This window comes from Brucella anthropi (assembly GCF_046630315.1).
GTDB classification, from domain to species: Bacteria; Pseudomonadota; Alphaproteobacteria; order Rhizobiales; family Rhizobiaceae; genus Brucella; species Brucella anthropi_A.
Genome location: NZ_LQBD01000035.1, coordinates 156,376 through 182,476 on the forward strand (window position 1 = coordinate 156,376; position 26,101 = coordinate 182,476).

Sequence of the window (26,101 nt, forward strand, 5' to 3'; positions counted from 1 at the left end):
ATACTCCTTAAGTAATCTATGGGTGAGCCAAAACGCCGAATAGATTTTGTCTACAGAATAGCAAAAACCTGAGATGGCCAGGAATTATTGAGCATGCGCGCAGAAGACCAAATATTTAAGGACCTTTCCGAACTATGTCAGTCACCTGGGTACATACACGCCTTGGCTATACTTTGTTTTCGCAATACGGCCGTTGGAATTTCTGAAGAGCTGAAACCTCACGATTTGGCTCGACTTGCAGATCCATCCACCTTAATACGTACCGAGCTAAATACCCTTTATGGGTTGATGATCAACGGCGCAATCGACTTCGCATTGCCGACACAAGAACAACTGTCGAGATATGTTGAGAAAAGCTGCCAACTACTAGAAGAATTGCATAACGCTATATCTGCGTCCGCAGCGACGCTTTTTAAAGCAGAGAACATTCTGGATTCCAGCTTTAACCCGTTTGCTTCGGCGGCAGTTATGCGCGAACCAATATTTTACGCTGCGGAATCCGCGTATCCGTTTCAATATCGAGATCTAGCTCATTATAAATACCAAAAAGACACCCAATGGTTGTTGGAAAAAAGAGCGTTCGACATCGAAGCCGCCCAATTAGTCTGCAAAGCAATACTGGATTTGTTGAACCAGCGCCTTTTTTCAACGTTGTTTGCCCTGAAAGGGCAACCCAAAGAAACATGGACAGTACTACCCGGTTTCTCGTTTTCATGTGCGGAATTGGCAATGATCACTGGCCTTTCGCAGGATGTCATACTGAAATGCATAGAACCTTTCTGCGTTCCCACTGCACCAGCCAATGCGGAATTCACCTCATTACATGCGTTTAATAAGGCATATGCGCTCCCTATTATCAGAAAGGGCGAGGACGAATTCGTCATTCTGCAACCAGCCTACGGTTACAGCGAAGCAATATATGACGCGCCATTCTATTGGATGGGCGCTGATAAAGAATATTGTTCAACGGCGATGAGACACCGTGGGGATTTCGCGGAAAATTTTACTTACGATAGATTAGTCAAAATTTTTGGATCTTCTCGTGTTTTCAAGAATGTGGAAATTTTGCGTGGAAAGGCAGAAACACTTGCCGAAATTGACGTACTGGTTGTTTTTGGAGACCGTATCATTGTTTTGCAAGCAAAATCCAAAAAGTTAACACTTTCAGCTCGAAATGGTAATGACCTTCAGTTGAAAGGAGACTTCAAATCCGCAGTTCAGGACGCTGTCGATCAGGCATATCTTTGCGCCTCCTTACTGATTGATCAAACGGTGACGTTGCGCTGTAGAGATGGCGTAACACCGCAGTTGCCCTCAGTACCAAAAACTATTTTTCCATTGACAGTCGTTTCAGATCACTATCCGGCATTGGCTTTTCAAGCAAAACAGTTTTTGAATATCCGTTGTACCGAGACAATCGTCTCACCGCTCGTCACTGATGTCTTTACTCTAGACGCGATAAGCGAATTGCTTTCTACACCACTTCGCTTTCTGAGCTATATTTGGCTAAGAGCGAAGGCCTCTAAAACGGTATTCGTGAACCATGAACTGGTAACGCTCTCGTACCATCTTCAAAATAACCTGTGGGTCGAGCCGCAGACTAATCTACTAATGTTGGACGACAGTATCTCGCTTCCCCTTGACGTGGCTATGGCGGCTCGTCGGGAGGGTATTCCCGGTCGCAAGACGCCCGAGGGATTACTAACCAAGTTCTGCGGCACGCGATTTGAAAAAATTGTAACGCAGATTGAAAAGGAAGCGGCCGCCCCGGCGATTGCGCTCGGCTTCGCGCTCATGGAGCTAGGGGAAGCTTCAATAAACGAGATAAATCGAAATCTTGAAGTAATCTCAAGACGCGCTGTTAACGATGGGAAGCTCCACGATTTTAGCCTCGGTACCGACAATCCTGTCAGCGGCATCACGTTTCACACGGGCGGAGGCATCATTGATGCGGAGAAACGCCTATACGAGCATTGCAAGCGCCGTAAGTACATTGAGAGAGCCGAAGTCTGGCATGGAGTAGTTCTTACTAATGATGGATCGATTAAATTGGCAACAACTCTTTCAGGAAAATGGGAAGAAGATTTATCCCTCGAAGCAGAAATTTTGAAGACCTTAGCCAGTAAATCGCGCCAAGCTAATCCCACTCAGGCAAAATTGGGCCGCAACGAGAAATGCAGTTGCGGAAGCGGCAAGAAATATAAAAGGTGCTGTTATAACGCCGCTTGATTTTTTTACAAAGCGAACGACATTATTCTATACTCATTCGATATGTCCGCTGTGGCATAGTCTTTTTAATATCATCGGTATGCATAAAAATTTATAGCAATCTCGGAGATATACCGCGCTTACAAGTAGCCGAAGGGAATAGCTGACTTTTGGCGTGGAGTTAGCCGCCCCCCTGGAATAGAAAATCCAGCTAGACTCCTGCTCATGATTGTTCCATCTATTGCTGATAATTGGGTGGGTTAAATCATGGATAAGCAGCGTTCGGAATCGACCAATTCGGTCGAAAATTCCGCTTTTTCAGGTAGTTTATCGGTCGAAGACAAGATCGAACGAGCTCGAACAGAGCTTTTAGATCTTTCAGCTCGAAATCGCTTATTGAACGTGCCGCGTTTTTCAAAGAGCGCGAAGACTGTCGATATCATCGATGAAAAAGCGGCAGAAGTATTTCGTATTCTTGTGACTGAAGGGAAAGCAATGACCTTCCTTGCAGGCGCGAAAGGACGCGAGAAGACCGGGGAAGACGCTGATGGCGAGGAGCTTATAGAGCTCGCACTGCCGGATGATGACGAGCGCGATGAGCAAGGCAAGCTTGTTCGACATGGAGATACCAAGCTACAGACCAAGATGACGCCGAACGCTTTGCAGAAGCGTCTGTTGGACCTCTATTTCGACGCGCGCACGCTCGAAGAAGAGCAAGGCGTCAATATTCTATTTCTTGGCCTCGGAACGCTGAAATGGATCGATCCCAACAATAAAGAGAACATACGATATGCTCCTTTGATATTGGTGCCGGTCATATTGGAACGCGGAACCGCCGGTGAACGCTTTAAGCTCCGGGCACGGCAAGAAGATTTCTCGTCCAATCTGTCCTTGGAAGCGCTACTTGATCGTGTCCATTCGATCAAAATGCCCGAGTTCGAGGCAACAGACGATTTTTCGTTTGAAGATTACGCGCAGAGAATTGCCTCTTGTATCGCGGTTAAGCCGGATTGGTCAGTACAGCCTGACGACATCGTTCTTGGCTTCTTTTCATTCGCCAAATTTCTGATGTACAGGGATCTCGATCCTGCTCTTTGGCCCGCACACGCCAAGTTCACAGATACCCCTCTTATTAGATCTCTCGTCTCTGATGGGTTTGAACGCGATGACGACCTGATTTCTGACGAGGCTAATATTGATTCCGTCATCCAACCATCTGAGATGACCCATATCGTCGATGCAGATAGTTCTCAGTCTGCAGCCATTCATGAGGTTAAACGAGGCAAGAACCTTGTGATTCAGGGGCCTCCCGGAACAGGGAAATCGCAGACAATTGCCAATATAATTGCTTCGGCAGTTGCTGATGGAAAAACGGTACTGTTCGTAGCTGAAAAGATGGCGGCGCTGGAGGTGGTGAAACGCCGCTTGGACGCCGCTGGTGTCGGCGAAGCCTGCCTTGAATTGCACAGCAATAAGGCGAACAAGAAAGCCGTTCTGCACGATCTTCAAAAAACTTGGGATTTAGGTTCGCCACGAGGAAATTTCGATGGCGCGATAGATACTATCCTGCTCGATCTTCGTGACAGGCTCAACGATCATCCCAAGAGGCTACACCGCCTGTATGAACCATATCGACTTTCAGCATATACGGTCATCGGCCATCTGTCTCGGCTTCGTAGGGAGGGGATGGCACCGTCAGATATCGAGCTTCATAACGCGATAGAGTGGACACCTGGTCATCGTGACGAAGTGTCGAATTTGCTTATGGAGCTCGCCGAACGCATTCGCGACATTGGACTGCCTTCTCAACATCCTTGGCGTGGTGTCGGCATAACGGGTATCTCACCTCTCGATCTTGAACGACTAGCCGTACGCATCCAGAACTCAAGCACAGCATTCGCGGAATTGCTCGAAAGGATGCAAGAAACGACGACGACGCTTCAGCGTGCGGATGTCATCGATCTTCAGGATTATCAGAACTGCAGGAAGCTTGCAGACCGACTCGCTAGCTGTCCCGATACCATTTCGAATGACGCGCTTTCAAATGATGTATGGGCGCGTTCGATCAATGACATCGCTTCCTTAGTTCAAGATGGCAAGAAGTTAGCGAATGTTGCTGAAAGAATTAATGAAATCCTAAGATCGGGAGCTTGGGGATCTGAACCTGCAGGACTCGTTTCGCAGTTCTCGCGAGTACCTGCAAATTTCTCCGATGCAGCTTTTACGACCGTTGAACAATTAAGAACCCTTCTGCCGCGATTGCTGACAGCGGTGCGATCATTGCAAGCGCTGCTCGGGATAGACGACATAGGCTCGTTGGCTTCGATTGAGCGGATGGTGGTAATCGGCCAACGTGTGGCGAATGCCCCGGATGCAAGCCCAGACGCGTTTGTTGCAGCTATTTGGGAACGAGGACTCGATCAGGCAGGTGATCTTGCTGAAGCCGTAGCCACACAACAAGATGCGCGATCAGAACTCACAGGAAAGGTTACCGATCACGCCTGGGAAGTCGATCTCGTTGCGGCGAGAACCGCTTTGGCGGTTCACGGAAAGAGAATGCTCAAATTCCTGAGCGGGGATTGGCGTTCTGCCCGATCATTGCTCAAAACGGTATTGGTTGGTGAGCCTTCCGTCGACGAAACGTTGCGTATTCTCGACTTGCTTCAGAAGGGCAAGCAGGCCAGATCGACTATACGAGACGGAGATGCTCTTGGACGTTCCGCCTTTGGAGCGGACTGGCGCGGTGAGAAGACAGACCCCAAGCCACTTGAAGATCTGGTGCTTTGGATGCGTAGCCTGCGGGGTGTCAGCACTGAGGCGCGGCAGATCGCAAGCCGTCTTTCGAACAAAGCCGCAGTTGGCACTAGCGCAGAACAAGTACAAGGCATCTTGGAAGAAGCCCGCAGACTGACTCATGCTCTATGGCTGGAACTGTCTGATAGGACGCAGATTCTCTTCCCTGACGCTACCGGAGCAGAAGACGCGCATTTATCGCAAGTCCTTAGATTGGTGGATGAGCTCGGCCAAGCTGAGCAGGAAGCCAAGACGCTCCTTAAGCGCGATCTGGCGACAGCAGGCGAACGTTCAAAAATTTTCCAAGTGTTAGGCCTCGCCCTTGATCTGAAAGCAAAGGTAGACGGTCAGGGAACGCTTTTAGCTTCAGCATTTGGTCAACGTTGGGAGGGCATTGGATCCGATTGGGATGCACTCTCTCTTCTGGTCGATTGGGTTCAGCAAAATGCAGACATACGTCCTTTAGCTGCGACAATAGCTGATCGGGGAGACCTGGCCAGAAAAACAGGAAGGACGCTTGACGATGCCGGTGCCTGGGTCGGCGAATTCTCAGCGATCCTTGATTACCTACAGACCGATCCGGAAACACTTTTTGGAGCCAACAGGGTTGAGGAAGTTCCCTGCTCCGAATTGCAGGAGCGGTTGCAAGTTTGGTTGACCTCACGGGAACAGCTGTCCAAATGGACCGCCTACCGTAATCGCGCCAATGCCGCAAATGATGCAGGCGCAGAACTAATTGTTGAACGTCTGGAAGATGGTCGAGTCACTCCAGACGGCGTAATGTCATATTTTGAGATGGCATTTTACGAAGCCATCCTACGTGATCAACATAGACACGATCCGGAGTTAGCTCGTTTCGACGGCGAGGTCCATGGAAGGCTGGTAAATGAATTCGCGCGCCTTGACATGGACAGGATGGGACTGTCGCGACTGGAGGTCGTTCGTTCACACCATAAACGTATTCCGGGCAAGAGCGGTGTTGGCCCCGTAGGTGTCCTCAGATCTGAAATGGCGCGTCGCCGTGGTCATATGCCAATTCGTCAGCTGATGACGAGGGCGGCTCCAGCAATTCAAGCGCTGAAGCCGGTCTTTATGATGAGCCCGCTGTCCATTGCACAGTTTCTGCCACCTGCACAACTCACCTTCGATTTGCTCGTTATGGACGAAGCCAGTCAGATACAACCTGTTGACGCCATTGGCGCTGTTGCCAGAGCGCGGCAGGTGGTTGTTGTAGGCGACGAAAGACAGTTGCCGCCAACGCGCTTCTTCTCGAAGATGACTTCAAGTAGCTCGGAGGACGACGACGAACTTGAAGGCGCACAGGTTTCCGATATCGAGAGCATTCTAGGCCTGTTTTCTGCGCGTGGTCTGCCCGAGAAAATGTTGAGATGGCATTATCGTAGCCGTCACCAGTCACTCATTGCAGTTTCAAACAGCGAGTTTTACGAGAATAAGCTGTTTATCGTTCCTAGTCCGTATACGCACGAAGCCGGAATGGGACTCCGATTCCATCAAGTTGCAGGCGGAACCTTTGAAGAAGGCGTAAATAAAAATGAAGCCAAGGCCGTGGCCAAGGCTATTATCAAACATGCTCTTGAGAACCCTAACCAGTCATTGGGTGTTGCTGCTTTTTCGATCAAGCAACGTAGGGAAATTCAGGACCAACTTGAAATCCTGCGTCGGCTTAACCCTGAAACCGAAGCCTTCTTTCATTCGCATCCAACAGAACCGTTCTTCATCAAGAACCTCGAAAACGTCCAGGGTGACGAACGTGATGTCATCTTCATTTCAGTGGCCTACGCCCGCAATGCCCAAGGGTATATGGGGATGAGGTTCGGCCCACTTGGAGCAGAGGGTGGTGAACGACGTTTGAATGTTTTGATTAGTCGCGCCAAGCAACGCTGTGAAGTCTACGCGTCCATAACCGATGAGGACATCGATTTGGAGCGCGCACGAGGCAAAGGCGTAGCTGCATTCAAGCTCTTCCTTCATTTTGCAAGAACCGGACGGCTATCGCTTTCCAAGCGTACTGAACGCGAGATGGACAGCGTCTTTGAAGAACAGGTCGCTGCGGCATTGACCGAGCGCGGCTATCAGGTCCATCCGCAAGTGGGTATCGCGGGGTTCTTTATTGATCTTGCGGTCGCCGATGACGCCGTTCCTGGGCGGTATTTGCTCGGGATTGAATGCGACGGTGCGGCATATCATGACTCTCGTTCAGCTCGCGACCGAGATCGTTTGCGACAAGCTGTACTCGAAGCGCATGGCTGGAATATTAATCGCATATGGAGCACCGATTGGTTTCAACGCCCAAATGCTGAGCTCGAAAAGCTGATCGCCGCGATAGAACGCGCAAAGGCCAATACACTTGAACTCGAAGGTGACACAGAGAAGAAGCGCAAAGCAGTCAATGTAGAGATCATCACCATTGATCGTGAGGACGTGACTGAAATCGGGCTATTGCCGAAGAATGTGATCGAAAACGCAACGCCCCTTTATAAGGAGGCGTCAATCAGGCCAGCGATCCATGTTGAACTTCATGAAACGCCTCTTGGCATTCTGGTTGAACACATTAAGGAAATTGTGGAGGTCGAAGGTCCCCTTCATCAAGACGAACTCGTCACTCGGCTCAGAAGCGCGTGGGGATTACAAAGAGCAGGCCAGCGCATCAACAGCCACGTAACCGTGGCAATCTTGGCGGCGGCCCGAAACAAGCACATCAACATTGAAGGCCAATTCCTGCTATGGCCAAATGGAGAAATAAAGCTCCGTGATCGAAGTGAAGTTGCCTCGCTCAGTTTGCGTCGTCTCGATATGCTACCTCCAATGGAGATCGATCAGGGACTTCGACAATTGGTCGAGGCGAGCTTCGGTGCAACGCCAGATGAAGCGATCAATGCGATTTCCAGAGCGCTTGGGTTCAAATCAACAAGTGGTCAATTGAGGGAGCAGATCCAAGCGAGAATTGGCTACTTGAAAAAAGCCAATATACTTGAGGAACGAGATGGACTTCTCACACTCAAGACAGCTTAAAACCGAAAAAACTCCGCGCCTGCTTCTGCCCCGATTGCGGCAGAAGCAGGCGCTCTTAACGTCGCATCAATTATTTGGTTTCTGGATCGCTTTGAAGGCTATCGCTTGGCAATGTTTTAGGGCGTCAGTTCTGAAATGTTTAAGTTTCTAAGCGCCGACCTGTTTTAGAGAGGCGGTTTTTACGTGGGGGCAGAATGAAAAATTATGTAGCTTTCGTCGCGATCCTGATTGCGGCTATGTCGTTTTCCAATTTCGCGGATGCACGCAATACACCATGTTCTGGAAAGAAAGGCGGCGTTGCGCGTTGTACCGCCGATGGCAAGTTTCTCTGTCAGGACGGCTCAATCAGTAAATCCAAGCGACTGTGCACTAGAAAGTAGCAGTCGTATGGTTCGAACGATAATGGCCGCGCTTCTCTGTGTAAGCGCTGTAGCAGCTCATGCCGCTGATATCACTGGTAGAGCCTCGGTGATCGACGGTGACACACTAGAAATACATGGTGCGCGCATTCGACTGAGCGGCATTGACGCCCCAGAAAGCACGCAAACCTGTAAGAATGCGGAAGGCAAGTTATATCGTTGCGGACAGCAGGCAGCCTTAAAACTGGATGCATTCATTCAGGAATCACAGCCTGCCACTTGTTTCCCAGTGAATCGAGATCGGTACGGCCGAACCGTTGCGACATGCCAAACAAGCCAAGGCCAAGACATCGCCGCATGGTTGGTCGAGAACGGTCTCGCATTGGATTGGCCAGTTTATTCCAAGGGAGCATACGAACACGTGCAAGACGTTGCTATGCGAACCTCTTCAGGCCTTTGGCAAGGTGACTTCATTGTGCCATGGGAATGGCGAAAACTACCGAAAGCACAGCGTCGATGAGCCATGGAAACTCAATGAAATCGAGCAGGATTACCTACGCCATCGGCGATGTGCATGGGCGTGCAGATTTGCTGGAAAGGATGCTGGATCAAATTCAGACTGATGCTGATCAGCGAGCGGCCGAGTATCGCATTATCTTTTTAGGAGACATCATTGATCGCGGTCCTGATAGCAGGAGGGCGATGGACTTGGTACATGCAACGCTTAACGCTTCCCCGGATAGCCGCTTGATATTAGGCAACCACGAGGAATACTTGTTACGAGTATTGGATTGCAGTGAGGAAAGTCAGGAAACGGCGCACAACTGGATAAAACACGGTGGTTACCAGACATTGGATTCTTATGGTCTGGTGGATTGCCGGAGTATCCAGCATTTGGCCGAGGAATTCGGCAGACGCTTTGCTCAGCATTTGGAAATGATGCGAAAAGCTGATTCTATTATCATAGACGGTAATTACGCATTCGTTCACGCGGGTATCAAACCAGGTGTCCCATTGGCCGAGCAAGATGAAGTTATCTCACGCTGGATAAGGGGTGATTTCCTCAACCATACCGCAGCGCATGAGAAAATTATTGTCCATGGCCATACAATTACCGCTTCACATAGACCCGAGATTTACTCCAACCGAATAGCCATAGACACTGGAGCATATGCTACGGGGGTTCTAACTGCGGCGGCGATAATCACCGATAACGTTCCTGAGCGCATTGACTTCCTGCTCGCGTCTTAATGAAAACTAGATTTTTGTTTTCCGAATGGATTTGAGCGGCCAGAAGCATTTGGATTTTTCGCAGGCCTGACTCCCTGTCCCCTGACGCTCTTCATAATGACCTATTCGATTACGCGTGGCGTTCCCGAGGCCGGAATAGCTTTCGCGTTCGCCATGATGATCGGAATTTGCGTCGTGCTATCATTACTCGCCTTGATGACGGTGCTATTCAGACAAAGCGTCTCCCATCTCGTGAAGAACAGATCCCATCTGCTGGGAGCGGTAGTCACGTGCCATCGAAGTGCTGTTCGGTTTGATATTGATTGCTGTCGCCATCAGGGAAGTTTCCAGTTGAGAACATTGCAATTTCTGCATCCTATTGCCAGTCGATCTGGATTGGTGCTAAAATTTCATCCAAGGGGTTGATCGCGGTTACCCCGTGAGGCGGCAGCCCAAATATCGCGTCCTCTGACCCTTTTGAGGGAGTGGACGTCTATGCCGTCGAACACAGAAATCACCACATCTCAATTAGTCCGCCTGATCGGAATGCCTGACGCACCGAGGATAATCGACGTTCGCAGTGCCGACGATCTGGGGCGAGACCCGCGTGTCATTCCAGGCGCAGTCAATCGAGACGCTCTTGCGGTCGAAACCTGGGCTGATGAGTTCCAAGGCAAACAAGTCATCATATATTGTCAGAAAGGCCAAAAGCTCTGTCAGGGATCAGCTTCCTGGCTCAGACACAAGGCAATCGAAGCAGAGACGCTCGAAGGCGGCTATGAGGCTTGGATCGCTTCAAATGCTTCTGTGGTCAACCTTGAACGGTTACCAAACCGCGATCATCAGAACAGGACCGTATGGGTAACACGCGCACGCCCAAAGATTGACCGTATTGCCTGTCCATGGCTGATAAAGCGCTTCATCGATCCCGACGCGGTATTCCTGTTTGTTGGTGCCCAGGAAGTTCTTGAGGTAGCAGACAAATTTAACGCGACCCCTTTTGATGTCGAAGGGGTCTTCTGGAGCCATCGCGGGGATTTGTGCACTTTCGACGTCATGATCGAAGAATTCGGGCTGAAAACGCCTTCGTTGGACAGACTGGCAACCATTGTACGAGGTGCGGACACAGCGCGACTTGATCTGGCTCCACAGTGTTCAGGTCTGCTTGCGGCCTCACTCGGTCTGTCTCGAATGTTCAAGGATGATCTGGAGCAATTGAACGCGGGATTGTTGCTCTATGACGCATTTTATCGATGGGCGCGTGATGCTGTTGACGAAACCCATAATTGGCCATCTGGCAAGCCGGGAGGTCAATAATGAACGCGTCTGTGAACCAATCCCGTATCCAAACGTCACCATCTGCTCCTGATCATGGAATTCCGTTAGGAGAGGCATTGCGTGTATGGGCGCGAGTGGCGGCACTGAGCTTCGGAGGACCCGCAGGCCAGATCGCGGTGATGCACCGAATTATCGTCGAGGAAAAGCGATGGATCGGGGAGGACCGATTTCTGCATGCCCTCAACTACTGCATGCTTTTGCCAGGTCCGGAAGCGCATCAGCTTGCCATTTATATTGGCTGGCTTCTGCATAAAACCAGAGGTGGGCTGGTCGCTGGAATTCTCTTTGTCCTGCCAGGATTCCTGTCCATCCTGATTTTGAGTCTGACCTATGTGGCGTTCGGCCATGTGACAGCGATTGCAGGTTTCCTTTTTGGATTGAAAGCAGCCGTGCTGACAGTCGTGATCCAGGCTGTCCTGCGTATAGGACAAAGAACCCTCAGAAATAATGCGCTGATTGCCATTGCGGTCTCTGCGTTTCTAGCGATATTTCTGTTCAGTTTTCCTTTCCCGTTGATCGTAGCTATGGCGGGAACAATCGGCTTGATCACGGCACATTTTGGATCGACGAGCTTTCAAACAGGTGGTGGCCATAAGCGTGCGGTCAACGCTCTTGCAGACAAGGATTCGGTCATCGGAGAAAACACTCCGGACCACGCGACACCCAATCTGCGATGGTCGATCAGCATTTCTCTGGTGTTTTTGTCTTTGTGGCTCGGCCCGGTGCTCGCCTTTTATATCGGTCTGGGCCCGCAAAACGTCTTTTCCCAGATCGCAATTTTCTTCAGCAAAATGGCGATGGTCACGTTCGGAGGAGCCTATGCTGTTCTCTCTTACGTTGCTCAGGAAGCCGTCCAACGTTTTGGCTGGGTCACAGCAGGCGAAATGCTCGACGGTCTCGGCATGGCGGAAACGACGCCTGGACCGTTGATCCAAGTCGTTCAATTCGTCGGATTTCTCGGCGCTTATCGTTCTCCGGGCGACCTGAATCCGTACGTAGCAGCAACATTGGCAGCTGTTCTGACCACATGGGTGACGTTTCTGCCCTGCTTTCTCTGGATATTCCTCGGTGCCCCATTCATCGAAACATTACGCGGGAACAAGGCAGTTTCGGCGGCGCTCACGGCCATAACCGCATCTGTCGTCGGCGTAATAATGAACCTTGCTATCTGGTTCGCCATGCATGTGCTGTTTCAAGAGGTCGTGAAGCACCAGTATGACTGGATCGGCTTATGGAGTCCGGTTTGGGATACGTTGAATGTGCCAGCTCTCGTATTGACAATCGCCAGCCTCATCGCGGCATTCGTGCTTCGGATGAAAATGATCCCGCTGCTCTTGCTCAGTTCGTTAGCTGGGCTGGCTTGGTATCTCGTTGCGTAGTGCGAACAGTCCAAAGAGTGCTGTAGGTTCAAAAGATTTCGCGCAGGTCATACGACCTGCAAACCGCGCGTTCGTGTGAGTTCTTTAAGCTCGATAGTACCTAATGCCAGCCCATCGGATGCTGATTTGCGCTTTGGGAAAACTGCCAAATCAATCAATCATTTTCTTCCAAAGGGCCGCCCCTCGACAAAAACTCTGTCGGATTGCCCGCTTTTACGTCGCCAAGAAATTTTATCTCGAATCTCCTGTTGCCGACGCGAAATGTTTGAGGGCCTTCTTTTTCCACGATGGCGAGTAATTCGGTCAAACGCTCACTAGGCTTAACGTCGAGTAGCTTTTCGTTCGCCATTAACTAATCTCCATGCGGAATACAGCCCACTTATTTCGCGAGCTGCTAATATTCACCCAATTAATTATTTACGAAATCACTTCGAATTGGCCTTAAATTCTGGTGATCCCGTGGGAATTCAGAGTGTCCAATGACCCAATCGCCACGCATTCTATTGGACACCTGCGTGATTTCCCAGTTCACGTACAAGAATCCTTCTGAGCACCTTATCACGTGGCTCAGGACATTTCCGGAAGATTCTTTAGCGATTTCAGTGGCAACCGTCGCAGAAATTCAAAAAGGCATAGAGAATTTAAGGGCTGCTAATTCACCTCGCGTTCAAGCATTTGAGACCTGGCTTGATGAACTTTTGACCACAGACATCAACTGCATTCCGCAGTGTACGAAAGTGGCAAGACTTCAAGGTAAAATGGTTTCTGTACCCGCCCTGAAGAATCTTTGGGTTCCAGACCCAAATGCAAAATCGCCAAAATATGGACAGGATCTGCTCATCGCGGCCACCAGCATCTGTCACAACCTTCCAATTGCAACGATGAATATCAAAGATTTTGAAGCCATTCACGAGCACTTCCGTTTACCCGGATTAATTGATCCAAGCACCTCCGTCTGGCATGTGTCACAGCAAAGCCCTGTTCCATCGTCATCTGACGACCAATTTATGGCCTGACGTAACTAAGGTTTCCCTTACTCAGGATATATGGAAACAGTAGAAGCATAGCTGCACTCACAGCACTCGCCCAATCGCCACGGCTCGACACCTTTCTATCGTTGGTGAAACATGAGCCCGATGGTCTTCCTGTCGGAGAACTCGCTCGGATGTTGGATGTTCCGCAGAACACAGTGTCTGCACACCTCGCGAAATGAATAATCCTTCCTTCCGTCATCATACTTTTCTGTATCAGCCGTCTTCGCGAAGAAAGCATCCGTAAAGCTTGAAAGTCCCTGTCAGATCCAGAATGCAAATTCATTCAGGTCGCCGAAAATTTCCAGTTGACTCCTGAAGTTTGTTCACTCTATGTTCACATCATGAAACACGCGCTCGCCCATTCCCCATTGCTGACTATGCTCTCTGTTGAGCTTGTCGCCCGTGTGCGTCGAATACGTAGCTTCTGAGTTTTTGAACCCCGCAGTTCATAGGCGGCGTAAGTTCATCCGCCATACTCAGAGGAACTCTTTTCAATGTTCCAATCCATTACCGACCGTCTTCTCGCGGACGTCCGACTGAACGCGTCTGCTTATAAATTCCCACCGTCGCAGGTTCTGAAGTGCCATGGCGAACCACTTTTCCGTTCGCAACAAGCACGCAATCTGGCATGCCTTTTTGACCTGTCTCCTAACGTAGTTTCCTGGACTTGTTTGCCGGTACTACTTAGGTTTGGAGACGGTTTTCATATTCCGGATTTTGCAGTCCAACGAAACGACGGCGATTATCTAGTTGATGCGGCACGAACACCAGAATGGGCAATCGAAGCCGCCGAAACTGATGGCTGGCACTACGACTGCGTCAGTTACAAGCACGACGACAATGCTGTGCTCATCGCAAACGCCATTGATTTGCTACCTTATGCGCGAACCTCGACTGTTTCGCTTTCTGACCGCCTGCGCCTGCTGACCGTTCTTGACGACGATGGCCCTCTTCCACTTAAGCATTGTGTTCAACTCCTCCGAAATACAGGCGAACCAATGGCGACAATCGCCGCGCTCTATTTCTCTGGTGAAATCGTATTCGATTTAACCAAGAGGATAGCTCCGGAAACACGCGTTTCCAGAACCTAATTCACCTCCACAATCCTAAATGATGCAAATCGGCGTTTACGCGCCCGATGATGAGGAGTCTTACGATGAATAGCCAAAATTATCTGAACGACATGATCAGCAAACTCCACCAATTGATCGATGATCTGAAGATGCTCCGAGATAGCAAAAAGCCAGATCATGAAATTCTCGATGACAGTCCCACGCTATATGACTGGAACCAGACTACTCGACCTGCGGCATGTCTAGAAGGACTGGTTCAGGAACATCCTTTGCTTGGTCGCAACAGGCTCATCATCACGAGCGATCTCTACTATCTCGACCCTGAAATGCGGTTCGCACGCACACTTTCCAGATTCTATCGGCTTGGCAATCCAGCCAGGTTCAGAAACCAACATTAAATCGATGAGGGCAACATCAATGAAACTGATCCGAATATCAAATCGCTACTGCCGGTCTTCCCTTCTCCTACTTCCACCCAGTGCGAGTAAACAGAATGAAGTATTTCCAACGAACACAAGACAGCTTGGCCCTGGAGCTGGCTCGGGCACACGTCACTAGGCAAATTCGAAAACACGACCTTCATCAATTTCTAGCAGGACGAGTGTGCACTCTTGCTATCATTATTGATCACCAAGAAGATCTGGAATTCTACGAACGCGCGCTTACTGAGATCAAACACTACTGTGCAGGCCCGCGCTCCCAAAGGATCATCACAATCGACGAAAAGCAGGCGCAACGCCAAAAGCGGTTAAAGCGACCAACCGAGGAATTTTCGTGGGCAAGGCAAACCGTCTTCTTGACGCACAATGAGTTATCATTGCCTGAACACGTATCGGCAACAGCAGAATACGTTGTTCCCATTAAAACCGACGTATCACTTTGCGAAGCCGTTGCTCGGGATTTTCAGTACACTAAAATTGAACTTTCGAAAATCGATGAGCTTCGTGACGTTTCCCTGAGCCGCATCGTGACGTTTATCACGCAAAATTGGACTGAGGCGGAAATCAAAAAGAAGCTTCATCAATTCGCTTCCGCCACAAAGATTTCTCAAGAATGCCATGTCACAGATATCAATTTAGACAATCTAGTTGGATACGGCCAGGCTGCTATCTGGGGTAAGCTTCTAGCCAGCGATCTTAGTCTTTACCGTGCCGGTCATTTACCTTGGTCAGATATTGATCGGGGAATCCTTCTCAGCGGTCCGCCAGGTGTGGGAAAGACCCTCTTTGCTCGTGCGCTGGCCAACACATGCAACATTCCACTGTACGCGCATTCACTTGCTCGCTGGCAATCGCAAGGCAGTCTGAATGATCTGCTGCAAGCTATGCAGTCGGCTTTCGAAGAAGCCAGAAAAAACGCTCCGGCAATTCTCTTTCTAGACGAGATCGATAGCTTCGGTAATCGAGCTAATCTATCGGGACATAACGCGAATTATGGGCGGCAAGTCATCAATGGACTGCTCGAACACCTTGATGGAGTCAGTAACAGAGAAGGTGTTTTCGTTATTGCGGCAACAAACATGCCAGACTTAATTGACCCTGCAATCACGCGTTCCGGGCGCATCGAACATCATGTGTCGATCACACTACCCGAACCCGTTGAACGTGAAGGGATTCTTCGATTTCACCTCGGTCGTGATCTCGAAGGAGATGATATCTCGGACATTGCGGAGAGTTTGACCGAGGCATCTGGAGCAGATATCGCAAAGTTTGTGCGTCAAGCTCGACATATCGCGCGTTTGGAAAAACGGCCTTTGGCGCTGTCCGATTTGCTGAGATTAAAACCAGCTACTACACCCCTTCAGCCTGACGACATTCACCGTATTGCTGTTCACGAAGCTGGACATGTCGTCGTCGCTCACGCCCTTTCGGAAAGCCTCGACATGGTGCCGGTTTCGGTAATGATCAATCGCGGAGTCCAAAGCGGAACCGCTCGTCTGGGCGGCGTCAAAATGCGTAATACAGAGCCTAAGATTGTCAAATTACGAGAAAATTACGACGCCGAGATTTGCAGCTATCTAGGTGGCCTGGCGGCCGAACAGGTTATTCTTGGAGCTCATTCCGATGGCGGTGGAGGAGTAGCTGGGTCAGATATTTCGAAAGCGACCGAGATTGCCATCAGGATGGAAGTTTCGTTCGGTCTGGGGGAAAATCTAACATTCTGGGCCAGCCATGACGAGTGCAAGCCCGACTTTGTAAAATGCAATCCGCGACTGCAGGCCCTTGTCGATAAGACTCTTCAATCCTGTTTTGCCAAGGCATGCGAGATCATCGAAGCTAAACAAGACTTCTTGTTATCTGTCTCAGCTATTCTGGAAAGAAACGGTGAAATCAAAGAGGATGAGCTTTTGACGGTTTTGTCTGGTTCCGGCACAGACCTTCAGCCTGAACAGCTAAGATCCAATTATATCGACAATTACCCCGGCTTCTCCGAACATTAGACGAGCTTCGTCAAAGGCTTCCTTCCATCTCGGTGAATCAGAGATATGGTCAGTCACGACGCGAATAATTCCGCTTTGTATAATTAACCCGGCACAGGTAGCGCAAGGATGCAGAGGACTTACATAAAGGGTGCAGCCCGTTAATGATTGAGCCGCAGATATAATTGCATTGGCCTCAGCATGCACAACTCTCAATAGCTTTCGACGACGATCTTTGTATATTTCTGGATCGTCGTCACAGCGTCTTGGAAAACCATTCCAACCTTTTGATGCGATAGTACCGTCCGGACGTAATATGCATGCGCCTACTTGCCTATCAGTATCCTTCGACATCGTCGCTGACAGTTGTGCTTCCTTCAAACCATATTCATCCCATCGTTTGCTTTTCAATGCGAACTCCGAATCCAATAAAAGTGGTAGCATTCCCAATGGCCTTCTATGGTCAAACCAGCATGAAACCACTAATAGCTCTTATCTGTTAAGATGAATACAGAGATCGCAACAAAGTTCATTCTGCTCCAATAGTTATTCTGAATATGCTTCCAAGCCTATTCATCGAAACACTGTTACCACACACAAAGACGCCTGATGCTGGCTATAATCAATCATTTCCCAGCTCATAACCCAGGAATCAGTATGCAGAAATTTTTACTTCGTCGACTTGAATTGAGCGATATGGATTGCGCCGCTATCGTTCACCGTGCTGCGTTTGATGACCGGTTGCCCTGGTTGGCTGGACTGCATACTCCAGCTGAAGATCAGTGGTTTTACCGGGAGCGTGTTTTTAACGCCTGCTCGGTGTGGGGAGCGTTCGAGAATGATGAACTGGTGGGTATTATCGCTTTCCGCGATGGCTGGATCGACCAGCTTTATATCCTGCCAACGGCGCAAGGAAAAGGCATTGGAACCGCCCTGCTTCAGATTGCAAAGTCAGAAGCTGTCGAACTATCTCTTTGGACTTTTCAACGTAATGACGCGGCACGACGCTTCTATGAAAAGCATGGATTTGTCGTAGTCAAAGAAACTGACGGGTCGGACAATGAAGAGCGCGAACCAGATGTCCTCTATTCGTTGCACCCTTCATCGGGACAATAGTAATGTTCTGGCCGGGAAAACAGGGCGTGATCAAGCGACAACTTCAGAACTTCTGCTAACTCTTCTGAATGGTACTGCCTGCTTTTTGAGCCGCAACTCGGTGATCAATACGCTCTATAAATCGATAAGCCCGAGCAATAGGATCTCCCAAATACTGACCGGGACCAAGCATCTTACGTTCGTTCAAGTCGTCCGTATCAAGAAGGTCGAAATCCACCTTTTCAAGACAGCCGTTCCATCCATCTGAATATCGCTTCGACCAAGCGCGTGTAAGGTACTGTAGAAGGCGAATTCGGTCGGAATAGCCATGATAATCAAATGCTATCCTTCCGTTCGTCACAAAGACATGGTTTCCAGCGAACCCTTCGCCGGGAATTAACCGCTCGGCATAAAAGCCTGAAAGCGGGGGACGGAGAAGATAAACGCCTGCGAGGATATGACATGCACCATTACCGAAGAATACGCGGTCGGGTAACGCCCATCTGCGCTGGGGATCACGTTTTATGCCGGGCTTGAGCTTGTACATTATTCGATTTTATGCTCGCATCACCGTGAAAGGAAGCCCAATACAACTCAAATAGATACGAACAATTCTTTACTTTGATTGCGCTACGATCAGTTTGACCAGCCCAGAGGAGGAAGCGATAAAAGCCCTGTCTATTGTCCGCCCTAGCGGACAGCGTATTGCATCAGGTGAGAAAACACTCGAAGTTCGCCGCTGGAGTCCGAATTTAACGCCATTCGAAGATTTGCTGATCGTCGAGAACGGGCGCTTTCTTCATCAGGAACATGATGAAGATTACGACGGCATTCCTGTTGCAGTTGTTAAGGTGAAAGCTGTTCGTCCGTTCACGCTTTCAGATATGGAAGCGGCTTGCGCTTCTTATTTTGAAGATGGATGGCTGGCATGGGAACTCATCAGTGTGCGCCCAATACAAACAACCGACCGTATTCTCGCGGCGCGTGGTATCTACAATGTTGATTGGCAGTCACCAGACAATTTTTAACAGTCGTTACGCGGCGGGTTCCCACAGGGATAAACTCTCAGCCAAACCGACAGTGAAGAAACGATTACCAAACGCCATTGGGCGATGATTTTCCAGTGGCACAGGAAATCGTCAATCCAACCTTTTCATTGGGCATCAATAGCTCTTTGTTCGGCTCAAATAGCCAGGTCCTCCAATCGTCTGCACCAAGAATTGCAGGCATACGTTCCTGAAATTTCTGCAGATATCTATTTGCGTTACTCGTAATCACGGCGCAACTCCAGACACTTTTACCGCACTCTTTATCGAGCCAGATCTCGTAAACACCTGCAAAGTTAAGTGGCCTTCCATCTGTTCCAAAAATTTGCCGCTTATTTCCGTCTCTACTGCCAGTTGACCAGCCGAAAAAACAGCTCGCCGGTATGATGCATCGCTTTCGCAAGAATGCGTTGCGAAACATTCGTTTGGTATCGATGGTTTCAGTATCGGCATATAACGCCAATGGAGCTGTATTTGAATTATCTCTCCACCAGCCTGGGATCAGTCCCCAGCGCATCGGTCGATAGGCGACCTGACCGTCTTGTTTTATCACTACACCGACATTTTGTTTTGGACGAACAGGTTGAGAAGTTTGCAAAGGTCGCGAGGTCGAAACCAGGTTATACATCGACTGAATGTCCTCACGCGCGTAAGCTTGCGCAAAACGTCCGTACATGACAGCTCCTCCGACTGCGCCAAAAGAATAATCTTATTTCTATCCCTGAGCTTATAATATTATTGTTGGGATCAGACCTGAGATCATAGGAATAATATAAATATCAGTACAACTGGCAATCGCCATCTATCACGCAATTGTGGAATTGAACGCCTTGCTTCAATGGCAAGAACGCAGTTAGGTTACCGATAACTGCGAACTGGCATCGATTTTATGTGCGCCTCGCTTACGATTGGACGAAATACAATGTTGAGAAAACACATTATACTGTCGGCCCTTGTGATGAGTACTTCCATGATGGCGATGACTGTCGGGCGGGCAGACAGCATCGGCGGTGCACTGACAAAAGCATATCAGTTCAATGCAGAACTTAACTCCGGTCGCGCTGGCGTTCGCGTAACGGACGAAAATGTTGCAATAGCGAAATCCAATTACAGGCCGACGATCACCGGAAGCGCCGGTTTAACCTACGCGAATAACAAGAGGGCCAATTATAGCCTGCGACTGACAACTGGATCATTCGGGGTGCAGATCGACCAGATTCTGTTCGATGGATTTCAGACAAAGAACAATGTCTTGGCTGCAAAGGCCCGGTCTGCCGCCTCTTTCGAACAACTACGTAGCACCGAAGAACTAACCTTGTTCAGCGCCGCCCAAGCATACATGAATGTGTATCATGATCGGCTAGCCGCAGAACTTACTCGCCAAAACCTTGGTTTCGGTAATGAACAGGTTCGCTCGTCGAGAGCCCGCCTGGACGTGGGAGAAGGCACGCGGACGGACGTCGCTCAAACTGAAGCTTTTCGCGCTAACGCGGTTGCGGCTGTCAGTGCAGCCGATGCTCAGGTGAAAACAAGCGAGGCGATCTACAGGAGGACAATAGGTGTTGAGCCTGGCCGTTTGCAGACGGCTACACCGATCACACAATTACTCCCGCGTAACCTCAACGCAGCATTTTCGATTGCGTATAAGGAACACCCGGCAATTATTGCCGCAAATTATCTTGTCGACGCGGCAGGGCATACGGTGAAAGCATCCGAGGGTGCATTGTTGCCTCAGGTTTCGGCAAGTGCCAGCATCGCACGCGAGTACAGCAATACTGAAGGAGCACCATCAGGAGCGTCGACGCAGAACGGGTTTGGAACCTCCGCGAATGTCGGGGTTGGTGTCAACATTCCAATTTATCAGGGTGGACGTCTGTCAGCTCAGGTACGCCAATCGAAAGAAAGCCTGAGCCAGACCAGAATAGACGTAGATGTCAGCAGCGACCAGGTTCGGAAGGCAGTCGCCGATGCTTGGGCTTCATATGAGAGTTCTCGGGCTAACGTTCAGGCTATGAAAACAAATGTTTCAGCAGCTCAGCTCGCATTAAGCGGGGTGATTGAAGAACGAAACGTTGGACAGCGGACCACTCTGAACGTACTTGAAGCCCAGCAGGACCTCATCAACGCAAAGCTCAATCTTGTCGCCGCAGAACGTGATTATGTTCTGTCCACATATGCCATTGTGCAATCTGTCGGACGTCTTTCACCTGAAAGACTGGGCTTGAAAGTCGCGAAATACGATCCCAAAGAACACTACAATGCCGTCAAGGATAAATGGATCGGCATTCGCACGCCTGATGGACGTTGAAATCGAGGTTGGATTTTCGATTTAGCAAACCGCTATGACCATGTCAGCAAGCGTGGTCATCTTCTAGGTATTCATGAATTCCACTCTCGACCTTAATTTCTGCCATTCCAAGGTTCTCGGAAGCTTCCTGTAAGCCACCGCTGATTTCTGCGGAGTGTTGAGATATAAAGATGTCCTTATATCTCGCATTGCCATCGCTGGCTTTGGTAATTAACGTTGATCAGGTGTCAAAAATTTGGGTCGAGGACGATGCAGGGAATACAGGGTTATGCGGAAAACGCTGAAAGGCTAGCCACGCAGTACGAAAGCATCACCTTTGCGGACGTGCACAGGGATGTCTTGCACCTATTTCCATCAAAACCTTCTAGCATTTGCGATATTGGCGCTGGCTCCGGGCGCGACGCTGCTGCTCTGGCAGCTCAGGGACATAGGGTCGTCGCGGTCGAGCCTACCGAGGCACTGCGCAATGAAGGAATGCGATTGCATAACGACAAGGCAATCGAATGGATTGACGACCATCTACCTTCGCTTGACCATCTACGAACACGGGACGAGCGCTTCGATTTGATCTTGCTCACCGCCGTTTGGATGCACCTAGATGAGGCCGAACAATACTTAGGAATGGCGTCACTGGCAGGCCTCCTTACGGAAGGCGGGCGGATCAGTATGTCCTTGCGACATGGTCCAGTTCCCCATGGACGGCGGATGTTTGATGTTTCGAGCGATCAGACGACCAAACTTGCCTCATCATTCGACCTTCAACTGGTAGATAGCGTTGATCGCGAGGACATGCTTGGCCGAACCGACGTGAGTTGGAGCTTTGTCGTGTTTCAGAAGCGATAACAATGGGACCGCGACTATCCGCCAACGCCAAGCCAAAAAGCTGCTAGTCGACTTCCCACCCCACAGTTGCCAGACCGATGTCGCCCCATCAAGGCATAGGAGGAGCATTAGCTGCATTCAAATTTGCATCAGTATAAGTCTTTAGCTGAATCGTTCATTGTCGGTTTCTAACGGCCCCGCCGGGAATGGCTCTTGCTACGAGCCAAGGCGATATTTAGTAAATTACCCGATGTGCGCGATAGTATAGAGGCTGGGTTTGGATGTTATTTTTAGTGAGGCACGGACAAACTGAATTCAACGCCGCTGGTCGATGGCAAGGCCAGTGCGACTCTCCGTTAACTGAACTTGGACGAGCCCAAGCCTCTGCCGTCGCGGGGATTCTCAGGCAACGAGGGCTAGATGAGTACACCAAAATTGTATCGAGCCCTCTCGGTCGAGCGATCCAGACTGCAGAGATTATTGCCAATTCGCTGGAAGTGGTTGAGCCGGTGATGCTCGATGAGCGATTGAAAGAAGTCGGTATGGGGTCATGGGATGGATTGACTGACGCCGAAATTGAGATCAAGTCGCCCAACGTCCGAGATGGATTGGGGAGCAATGAATGGTTTTTCCATTCTTCCGACGGTGAACGATACACAGATATGTTGGATCGGGTTCGCGCTGCCCTGGACGATCTGCTAGTTGATCAATGCGTACCGAAAATCGTCGTTTGTCATGGTGTGACAAGTCGCTTGCTCAGAGGAATCCATTGCGATCTCAGCAAAGATGAAATGCTTGAATTGGACGTCCCGCAAAATGCCGCATTCCTTCTAACGGAACCCGGTTTGGTCGAGCGCCTTGACTAATTAGTGCGATAAAAACTCCGCCAAGCCAGAGGTTGCCATTGACTGATCAATGCCCCATTTCGAAGGCTGGTCTTCACAATCGGCCATTTCGCCTTCGACCCTCATTGCGATAAAGTCGAAGCGATAATCTAGCTGAGCTCGGTGTTCGAACAATCGGCAGCAGGCCAAACGGAGATAATCATTGTTACGCTTGTCAGACGATACAAAATGGCCGGAATTCTTTCACATAAGCACTAAGCGCTTGGAATTGCGCTTGGTAGCAAAGTCAGACGCTTTCGCGCTACAACAGTTGATGACGTCCGAGATTAGCCGGTGGCTAGCGACATGGCCCTATCCTCTTTCTCAAACTGTGACCGAACAAATTATCGGTAGAGCGCTTGAGCAATATTACCATCAGCGCGCGCTTCCGCTCGTTATAATCGATCATTCAGACGGACAGATTATCGGTTGGATAAAGGTGTTTTTTGAAGAGCGAGATAGCCAAAAATTTGGAGAAATCGGTTATTGGTTGTCTGAGAATGCACAGGGCAATGGGTTCGCTTATGAAGCTTCGAGCGCTCTGATTAAAGTTTGTTTCGAACAGATAGGAGTTGCGCTGATCCAAGCAGGAGCCCAGACGACAAATCACGTTTCTCTAAACCTTCTAAAGAAGTTGGGAATGCAAAATATCGGAGAGCGACTTGTTTATGCCCCAGCTCGCGACAGAGAAGAACTATGCACGTACTTTGAAATAAAAAGAATGGGCGTCTGAAAACCCAAGTCAACCGTCCCGTCCGGGGCCTCGTTCAGACATTTGACTGATTTGCGCCGAACAGCAGGTATGTCAGGTTGACCATTCGGTCACCATCGGGCATTAGATTGATCCATGAGCAACGAAACCGCACGATTGATGAAGAAGGGCCGCAATGAGCGGGCTATCTTCCTGTGCGTGTTCGGCGGGCGAGGTCTTCGCGTCCAGTCGTGATGCCGCGCGTTCATGCGCGACCGATTGGACGTAAAAATAACCTTATCCCTCAAATGGCCATCATGGAGAACAGGCCATGCTCAGCATTCTGAATGTAAACTCGCTCGTGCATTGGGAGGAACGCGAAATCCTCCGTCGTGAAGAGCTCATCCGCCATTTTTCCGAGGAAGTTAAATTCTTCCTCCGCTCAGTCAATCCAGCATGGGACATGCGACGTGTCGAGGCTCCCACGCTCATTCCCAGAAACATGATCTCCGACGCTTATGAAAATGCTGACGTCTGGGTACAGGAGCGCATGACTGCGACCGAGACGGAATTGGTCCTCCGCCCGGAGACAACTCCGTCAACGTACGCCTACATGGCCCACCTGCTCGACAATCACTCTGGCACGAAACTGCCACTATGCGTATGGCAGGCAGGCCGTTCCTATCGTCGCGAGCAGGAACAAACAACGGCGCACATGCGTCTGAAGGAGTTCTGGCAATTAGAATTCCAGGCGGCCTTCACTGCCGACACCGGAATGGACTATCACACGGCATGCCTTGAACCGGTCAGAAAGATGATCGCGTCAGTGATCGGCCTGCCCACCAGAATTGTGCAATCTGATCGCCTGCCCAGCTATAGTCAGGTGACTATGGATATCGAATTAGACAACGGCTTCAAGTGGATGGAAGCGTGTTCGATCTCGAAGAGAACAGACTTCCCCCGCAAATTCTTTTCCCGTTCCAAGGGCGGGGCGACACGCTAACACGGTGTCCTCGTTCTTGAAATCGCCATCGGCCTTGATCGCTGCCTGCATAATTGGGCGATTGCGGCAGAAAAGGCGTAATTCATCAATGGGATTTGCTGTCGCTTCACAATGGGGGCGACAGCAACACTGCCTTCTCCCCTGAAATGCCGTCAAGGTACTGGCAGACTTACTCAATCGTACCGTCATTGTTGTGGTGACAGTTCAAGTCCGTTGGGCAAAGAAATCCAGATTACCGTCTGCTCCTCTGGTGAATGTCGAGAAAGATGACCTTTGCCATGCGTGTCCATAACCAGGACGAAACTGCCAGCAGAAACGTGGCGCACTTCCCCATCACTCGTCTCGTATTCCACTGAACCGTCAAGTCGCACTGTTAGAACGGGTTCCGGCACCCTATGCCAAGCGACTTCCCGCATCCCTGCGGGTATATGGGAGATGCGTACGCGAGAAGCTGGGTAACTGCCGGTGACATCAAAGGGAACAGCGTCGGGATGTACCGAGCGCTTTGTTGTCGGCAATTCGATTTCATCAAAATGAGATTCACCATCTGGAGTGGCGTAGATGCGCAGACACTTCATCAAGGTTTCCTTTCGGAAAACGAGCTTCGCACCGAAACGATTACCTATCCCGTTGGGAAAGTAAACTATATCATTCTCACCCAAAAGGCCGCCTCGGACAGAGCAAACTTAGATCTGGCTGGTTCGCATTCACGAGTGGTCAACTACCGTCAAGTATGAGGGCCATGTTGACGGTATCCATGAACCGCCCATCGATTAGCACGCTTCGTCGTTGTACACCCTCCCTAACGAAGCCAGCTTTCTCATAAAGGCCAATCGCCTGCGGGTTATCCGCGTGAACCGATAATTCGACACGGACAAGATCAACTTTCCTCGCTTGTTCCAGCGCCGCTACCACCAGCCGACAACCGATACCACACCCCCTGTAGTTTGGGATAATTCCCATTGCTAACGTTCCACGATGAGCGTGGGTCGGGAAAAAGTGACGCGAGATATCGCACCAGCCAACCACCGTATCATCTACAACGGCAACCACATGGGGATTGCCTTGACCAATCATGTTGAGTAGGTGCTCTCTTGTCTCCAGTAAAGGAAATGCTTCCAGCATCGTCAGGAATTTTCTCTCCCTGGCGACCGTGTCCAATGCCGTATGGAGGCCCTCAACATGCTCGGCAGTTGTCTCCACAATCTCCACCTGACCTGGCATATCTAGTTCTCCCGGTTCCACTTCGCTTCCTCTTCGTGGAAAAATCTCCCAATTAAGATTAGTCATGTAATGACGCAGTCGCAATGACCGCTATAGGTCAGATTTTGTCGAAGCCAACACCCATGGTCCGCTTCCACTACAAACCACACCGCAACCTGCGTA

The 26,101-nt window shown here is 49.9% G+C and carries 22 protein-coding genes and 3 pseudogenes; 19 read left to right on the forward strand and 6 right to left on the reverse strand.

Annotation, left to right across the window (positions count from 1 at the left end):
* The first annotated feature begins 93 nt into the window (after positions 1 to 93).
* The 7 genes and pseudogenes from AVM02_RS15515 to chrA all read left to right on the forward strand — a co-directional run bounded on the left by AVM02_RS15515 (position 94) and on the right by chrA (position 12,340).
* Positions 94 to 2,229 (forward strand): NERD domain-containing protein, encoded by a 2,136-nt coding sequence (locus AVM02_RS15515; RefSeq protein WP_411507821.1) that lies wholly within the window; start codon positions 94 to 96, stop codon positions 2,227 to 2,229.
* A 246-nt stretch (positions 2,230 to 2,475) separates the two neighbouring features.
* Positions 2,476 to 8,034 carry a DUF3320 domain-containing protein gene (locus AVM02_RS15520; RefSeq protein ID WP_411507822.1) on the forward strand — a complete coding sequence of 1,853 codons (5,559 nt, stop codon included), beginning with the start codon at positions 2,476 to 2,478 and terminating at the stop codon, positions 8,032 to 8,034.
* 387 nt (positions 8,035 to 8,421) lie between these two features.
* A complete protein-coding gene (locus AVM02_RS15525) occupies positions 8,422 to 8,913 on the forward strand; it encodes a thermonuclease family protein (RefSeq protein ID WP_411507885.1) in 492 nt (163 codons plus the stop codon).
* A 14-nt stretch (positions 8,914 to 8,927) separates the two neighbouring features.
* The gene (locus AVM02_RS15530) at positions 8,928 to 9,644 is read left to right on the forward strand and encodes a metallophosphoesterase family protein (protein ID WP_411507823.1); all 717 of its coding nucleotides are present in this window, start codon (positions 8,928 to 8,930) and stop codon (positions 9,642 to 9,644) included.
* Between the two features lie 48 nt (positions 9,645 to 9,692).
* Positions 9,693 to 10,049: pseudogene (locus AVM02_RS15535) on the forward strand (hypothetical protein); the annotation flags it as partial.
* Between the two features lie 69 nt (positions 10,050 to 10,118).
* A complete protein-coding gene (locus AVM02_RS15540) occupies positions 10,119 to 10,940 on the forward strand; it encodes a chromate resistance protein ChrB domain-containing protein (protein WP_411507824.1) in 822 nt (273 codons plus the stop codon).
* A complete protein-coding gene (chrA, locus tag AVM02_RS15545; RefSeq protein ID WP_411507825.1) occupies positions 10,940 to 12,340 on the forward strand; it encodes a chromate efflux transporter in 1,401 nt (466 codons plus the stop codon). Before AVM02_RS15540 ends, chrA begins: the two co-directional genes overlap by 1 nt.
* Before the next feature lie 154 nt (positions 12,341 to 12,494).
* Here chrA and AVM02_RS15550 read toward each other — a convergent pair whose 3' ends face one another.
* Complete coding sequence (locus AVM02_RS15550; RefSeq protein ID WP_411507826.1) at positions 12,495 to 12,689, reverse strand: hypothetical protein; 195 nt, start codon at positions 12,687 to 12,689, stop codon at positions 12,495 to 12,497.
* Positions 12,690 to 12,819: 130 nt separating this feature from the next.
* Here AVM02_RS15550 and AVM02_RS15555 point away from each other — a divergent pair, with 130 nt between their 5' ends.
* From AVM02_RS15555 to AVM02_RS15575, 5 genes and pseudogenes are all read left to right on the forward strand, one after another.
* Positions 12,820 to 13,356 (forward strand): hypothetical protein, encoded by a 537-nt coding sequence (locus AVM02_RS15555; RefSeq protein ID WP_411507827.1) that lies wholly within the window; start codon positions 12,820 to 12,822, stop codon positions 13,354 to 13,356.
* Positions 13,357 to 13,382: 26 nt separating this feature from the next.
* A pseudogene (locus AVM02_RS15560) lies at positions 13,383 to 13,547 on the forward strand (helix-turn-helix domain-containing protein); the annotation flags it as partial.
* Between the two features lie 321 nt (positions 13,548 to 13,868).
* Entirely contained in the window at positions 13,869 to 14,465 is a 597-nt protein-coding gene (locus AVM02_RS15565; protein WP_411507828.1) for a hypothetical protein, read from the forward strand.
* Positions 14,466 to 14,530: 65 nt separating this feature from the next.
* Positions 14,531 to 14,845, forward strand: a complete 315-nt coding sequence (locus AVM02_RS15570; RefSeq protein WP_411507829.1) for a DUF6634 family protein — start codon at positions 14,531 to 14,533, stop codon at positions 14,843 to 14,845.
* A gap of 95 nt (positions 14,846 to 14,940) precedes the next feature.
* Positions 14,941 to 16,887 carry an AAA family ATPase gene (locus AVM02_RS15575; protein WP_411507830.1) on the forward strand — a complete coding sequence of 649 codons (1,947 nt, stop codon included), beginning with the start codon at positions 14,941 to 14,943 and terminating at the stop codon, positions 16,885 to 16,887.
* Here the strand turns inward: AVM02_RS15575 and AVM02_RS15580 are convergent.
* Positions 16,840 to 17,310: a deoxycytidylate deaminase gene (locus tag AVM02_RS15580; RefSeq protein WP_411507831.1), complete on the reverse strand. Its 471-nt coding sequence runs from the start codon at positions 17,308 to 17,310 to the stop codon at positions 16,840 to 16,842. The genes AVM02_RS15575 and AVM02_RS15580 overlap by 48 nt on opposite strands.
* Positions 17,311 to 17,523: 213 nt before the next feature.
* Here AVM02_RS15580 and AVM02_RS15585 point away from each other — a divergent pair, with 213 nt between their 5' ends.
* Entirely contained in the window at positions 17,524 to 17,982 is a 459-nt protein-coding gene (locus AVM02_RS15585; RefSeq protein ID WP_411507832.1) for an N-acetyltransferase family protein, read from the forward strand.
* 55 nt (positions 17,983 to 18,037) lie between these two features.
* Here the strand turns inward: AVM02_RS15585 and AVM02_RS15590 are convergent, their stop codons facing one another.
* The gene (locus AVM02_RS15590; RefSeq protein WP_411507833.1) at positions 18,038 to 18,508 is read right to left on the reverse strand and encodes a hypothetical protein; all 471 of its coding nucleotides are present in this window, start codon (positions 18,506 to 18,508) and stop codon (positions 18,038 to 18,040) included.
* A 94-nt stretch (positions 18,509 to 18,602) separates the two neighbouring features.
* Here AVM02_RS15590 and AVM02_RS15595 point away from each other — a divergent pair, with 94 nt between their 5' ends.
* On the forward strand, positions 18,603 to 18,989 hold the full coding sequence (locus tag AVM02_RS15595) for an ASCH domain-containing protein (protein WP_411507834.1): 387 nt from the start codon (positions 18,603 to 18,605) through the stop codon (positions 18,987 to 18,989).
* 64 nt (positions 18,990 to 19,053) lie between these two features.
* On the opposite strand, the gene AVM02_RS15600 is transcribed toward AVM02_RS15595, so the two are convergent.
* Complete coding sequence (locus AVM02_RS15600) at positions 19,054 to 19,683, reverse strand: SOS response-associated peptidase (protein ID WP_411507835.1); 630 nt, start codon at positions 19,681 to 19,683, stop codon at positions 19,054 to 19,056.
* Between the two features lie 294 nt (positions 19,684 to 19,977).
* On the opposite strand from AVM02_RS15600, the gene AVM02_RS15605 reads away from it, so the two are divergent.
* From AVM02_RS15605 to AVM02_RS15625, 5 genes and pseudogenes are all read left to right on the forward strand, one after another.
* Positions 19,978 to 21,315, forward strand: coding sequence for a TolC family outer membrane protein (locus AVM02_RS15605; protein WP_411507836.1), 1,338 nt, complete (start codon positions 19,978 to 19,980; stop codon positions 21,313 to 21,315).
* A gap of 249 nt (positions 21,316 to 21,564) precedes the next feature.
* Positions 21,565 to 22,158: a class I SAM-dependent methyltransferase gene (locus tag AVM02_RS15610; RefSeq protein ID WP_411507837.1), complete on the forward strand. Its 594-nt coding sequence runs from the start codon at positions 21,565 to 21,567 to the stop codon at positions 22,156 to 22,158.
* Positions 22,159 to 22,418: 260 nt separating this feature from the next.
* The gene (locus AVM02_RS15615) at positions 22,419 to 23,003 is read left to right on the forward strand and encodes a histidine phosphatase family protein (protein WP_411507838.1); all 585 of its coding nucleotides are present in this window, start codon (positions 22,419 to 22,421) and stop codon (positions 23,001 to 23,003) included.
* 181 nt (positions 23,004 to 23,184) lie between these two features.
* Positions 23,185 to 23,754 (forward strand): GNAT family N-acetyltransferase, encoded by a 570-nt coding sequence (locus tag AVM02_RS15620; protein WP_411507839.1) that lies wholly within the window; start codon positions 23,185 to 23,187, stop codon positions 23,752 to 23,754.
* A gap of 289 nt (positions 23,755 to 24,043) precedes the next feature.
* Positions 24,044 to 24,796: pseudogene (locus tag AVM02_RS15625) on the forward strand (aminoacyl--tRNA ligase-related protein).
* Positions 24,797 to 24,900: 104 nt separating this feature from the next.
* Here AVM02_RS15625 and AVM02_RS15630 read toward each other — a convergent pair.
* Positions 24,901 to 25,293, reverse strand: a complete 393-nt coding sequence (locus tag AVM02_RS15630; protein WP_411507840.1) for a hypothetical protein — start codon at positions 25,291 to 25,293, stop codon at positions 24,901 to 24,903.
* Between the two features lie 139 nt (positions 25,294 to 25,432).
* On the reverse strand, positions 25,433 to 25,939 hold the full coding sequence (locus AVM02_RS15635) for a GNAT family N-acetyltransferase (protein WP_411507841.1): 507 nt from the start codon (positions 25,937 to 25,939) through the stop codon (positions 25,433 to 25,435).
* Positions 25,940 to 26,101 lie beyond the last annotated feature (162 nt).

Excerpts from the sequence above, each read along its gene's own strand:
- chrA (WP_411507825.1), top strand. The coding sequence starts at position 10,940 with ATGAACGCGTCTGTGAACCAATCCCGTATCCAAACGTCACCATCTGCT.
- AVM02_RS15540 (WP_411507824.1), top strand. The coding sequence starts at position 10,119 with ATGCCGTCGAACACAGAAATCACCACATCTCAATTAGTCCGCCTGATC.
- AVM02_RS15520 (WP_411507822.1), top strand. The coding sequence starts at position 2,476 with ATGGATAAGCAGCGTTCGGAATCGACCAATTCGGTCGAAAATTCCGCT.
- AVM02_RS15515 (WP_411507821.1), top strand. The coding sequence starts at position 94 with ATGCGCGCAGAAGACCAAATATTTAAGGACCTTTCCGAACTATGTCAG.
- AVM02_RS15600 (WP_411507835.1), bottom strand. The coding sequence starts at position 19,683 with ATGTACGGACGTTTTGCGCAAGCTTACGCGCGTGAGGACATTCAGTCG.
- AVM02_RS15555 (WP_411507827.1), top strand. The coding sequence starts at position 12,820 with ATGACCCAATCGCCACGCATTCTATTGGACACCTGCGTGATTTCCCAG.
- AVM02_RS15570 (WP_411507829.1), top strand. The coding sequence starts at position 14,531 with ATGAATAGCCAAAATTATCTGAACGACATGATCAGCAAACTCCACCAA.
- AVM02_RS15605 (WP_411507836.1), top strand. The coding sequence starts at position 19,978 with ATGATGGCGATGACTGTCGGGCGGGCAGACAGCATCGGCGGTGCACTG.
- AVM02_RS15580 (WP_411507831.1), bottom strand. The coding sequence starts at position 17,310 with ATGCTACCACTTTTATTGGATTCGGAGTTCGCATTGAAAAGCAAACGA.
- AVM02_RS15635 (WP_411507841.1), bottom strand. The coding sequence starts at position 25,939 with ATGCCAGGTCAGGTGGAGATTGTGGAGACAACTGCCGAGCATGTTGAG.
- AVM02_RS15630 (WP_411507840.1), bottom strand. The coding sequence starts at position 25,293 with ATGAAGTGTCTGCGCATCTACGCCACTCCAGATGGTGAATCTCATTTT.
- AVM02_RS15575 (WP_411507830.1), top strand. The coding sequence starts at position 14,941 with ATGAAGTATTTCCAACGAACACAAGACAGCTTGGCCCTGGAGCTGGCT.
- AVM02_RS15525 (WP_411507885.1), top strand. The coding sequence starts at position 8,422 with ATGGTTCGAACGATAATGGCCGCGCTTCTCTGTGTAAGCGCTGTAGCA.
- AVM02_RS15585 (WP_411507832.1), top strand. The coding sequence starts at position 17,524 with ATGCAGAAATTTTTACTTCGTCGACTTGAATTGAGCGATATGGATTGC.
- AVM02_RS15565 (WP_411507828.1), top strand. The coding sequence starts at position 13,869 with ATGTTCCAATCCATTACCGACCGTCTTCTCGCGGACGTCCGACTGAAC.
- AVM02_RS15530 (WP_411507823.1), top strand. The coding sequence starts at position 8,928 with ATGAAATCGAGCAGGATTACCTACGCCATCGGCGATGTGCATGGGCGT.
- AVM02_RS15590 (WP_411507833.1), bottom strand. The coding sequence starts at position 18,508 with ATGTACAAGCTCAAGCCCGGCATAAAACGTGATCCCCAGCGCAGATGG.
- AVM02_RS15610 (WP_411507837.1), top strand. The coding sequence starts at position 21,565 with ATGCAGGGAATACAGGGTTATGCGGAAAACGCTGAAAGGCTAGCCACG.
- AVM02_RS15615 (WP_411507838.1), top strand. The coding sequence starts at position 22,419 with ATGTTATTTTTAGTGAGGCACGGACAAACTGAATTCAACGCCGCTGGT.
- AVM02_RS15550 (WP_411507826.1), bottom strand. The coding sequence starts at position 12,689 with ATGGCGAACGAAAAGCTACTCGACGTTAAGCCTAGTGAGCGTTTGACC.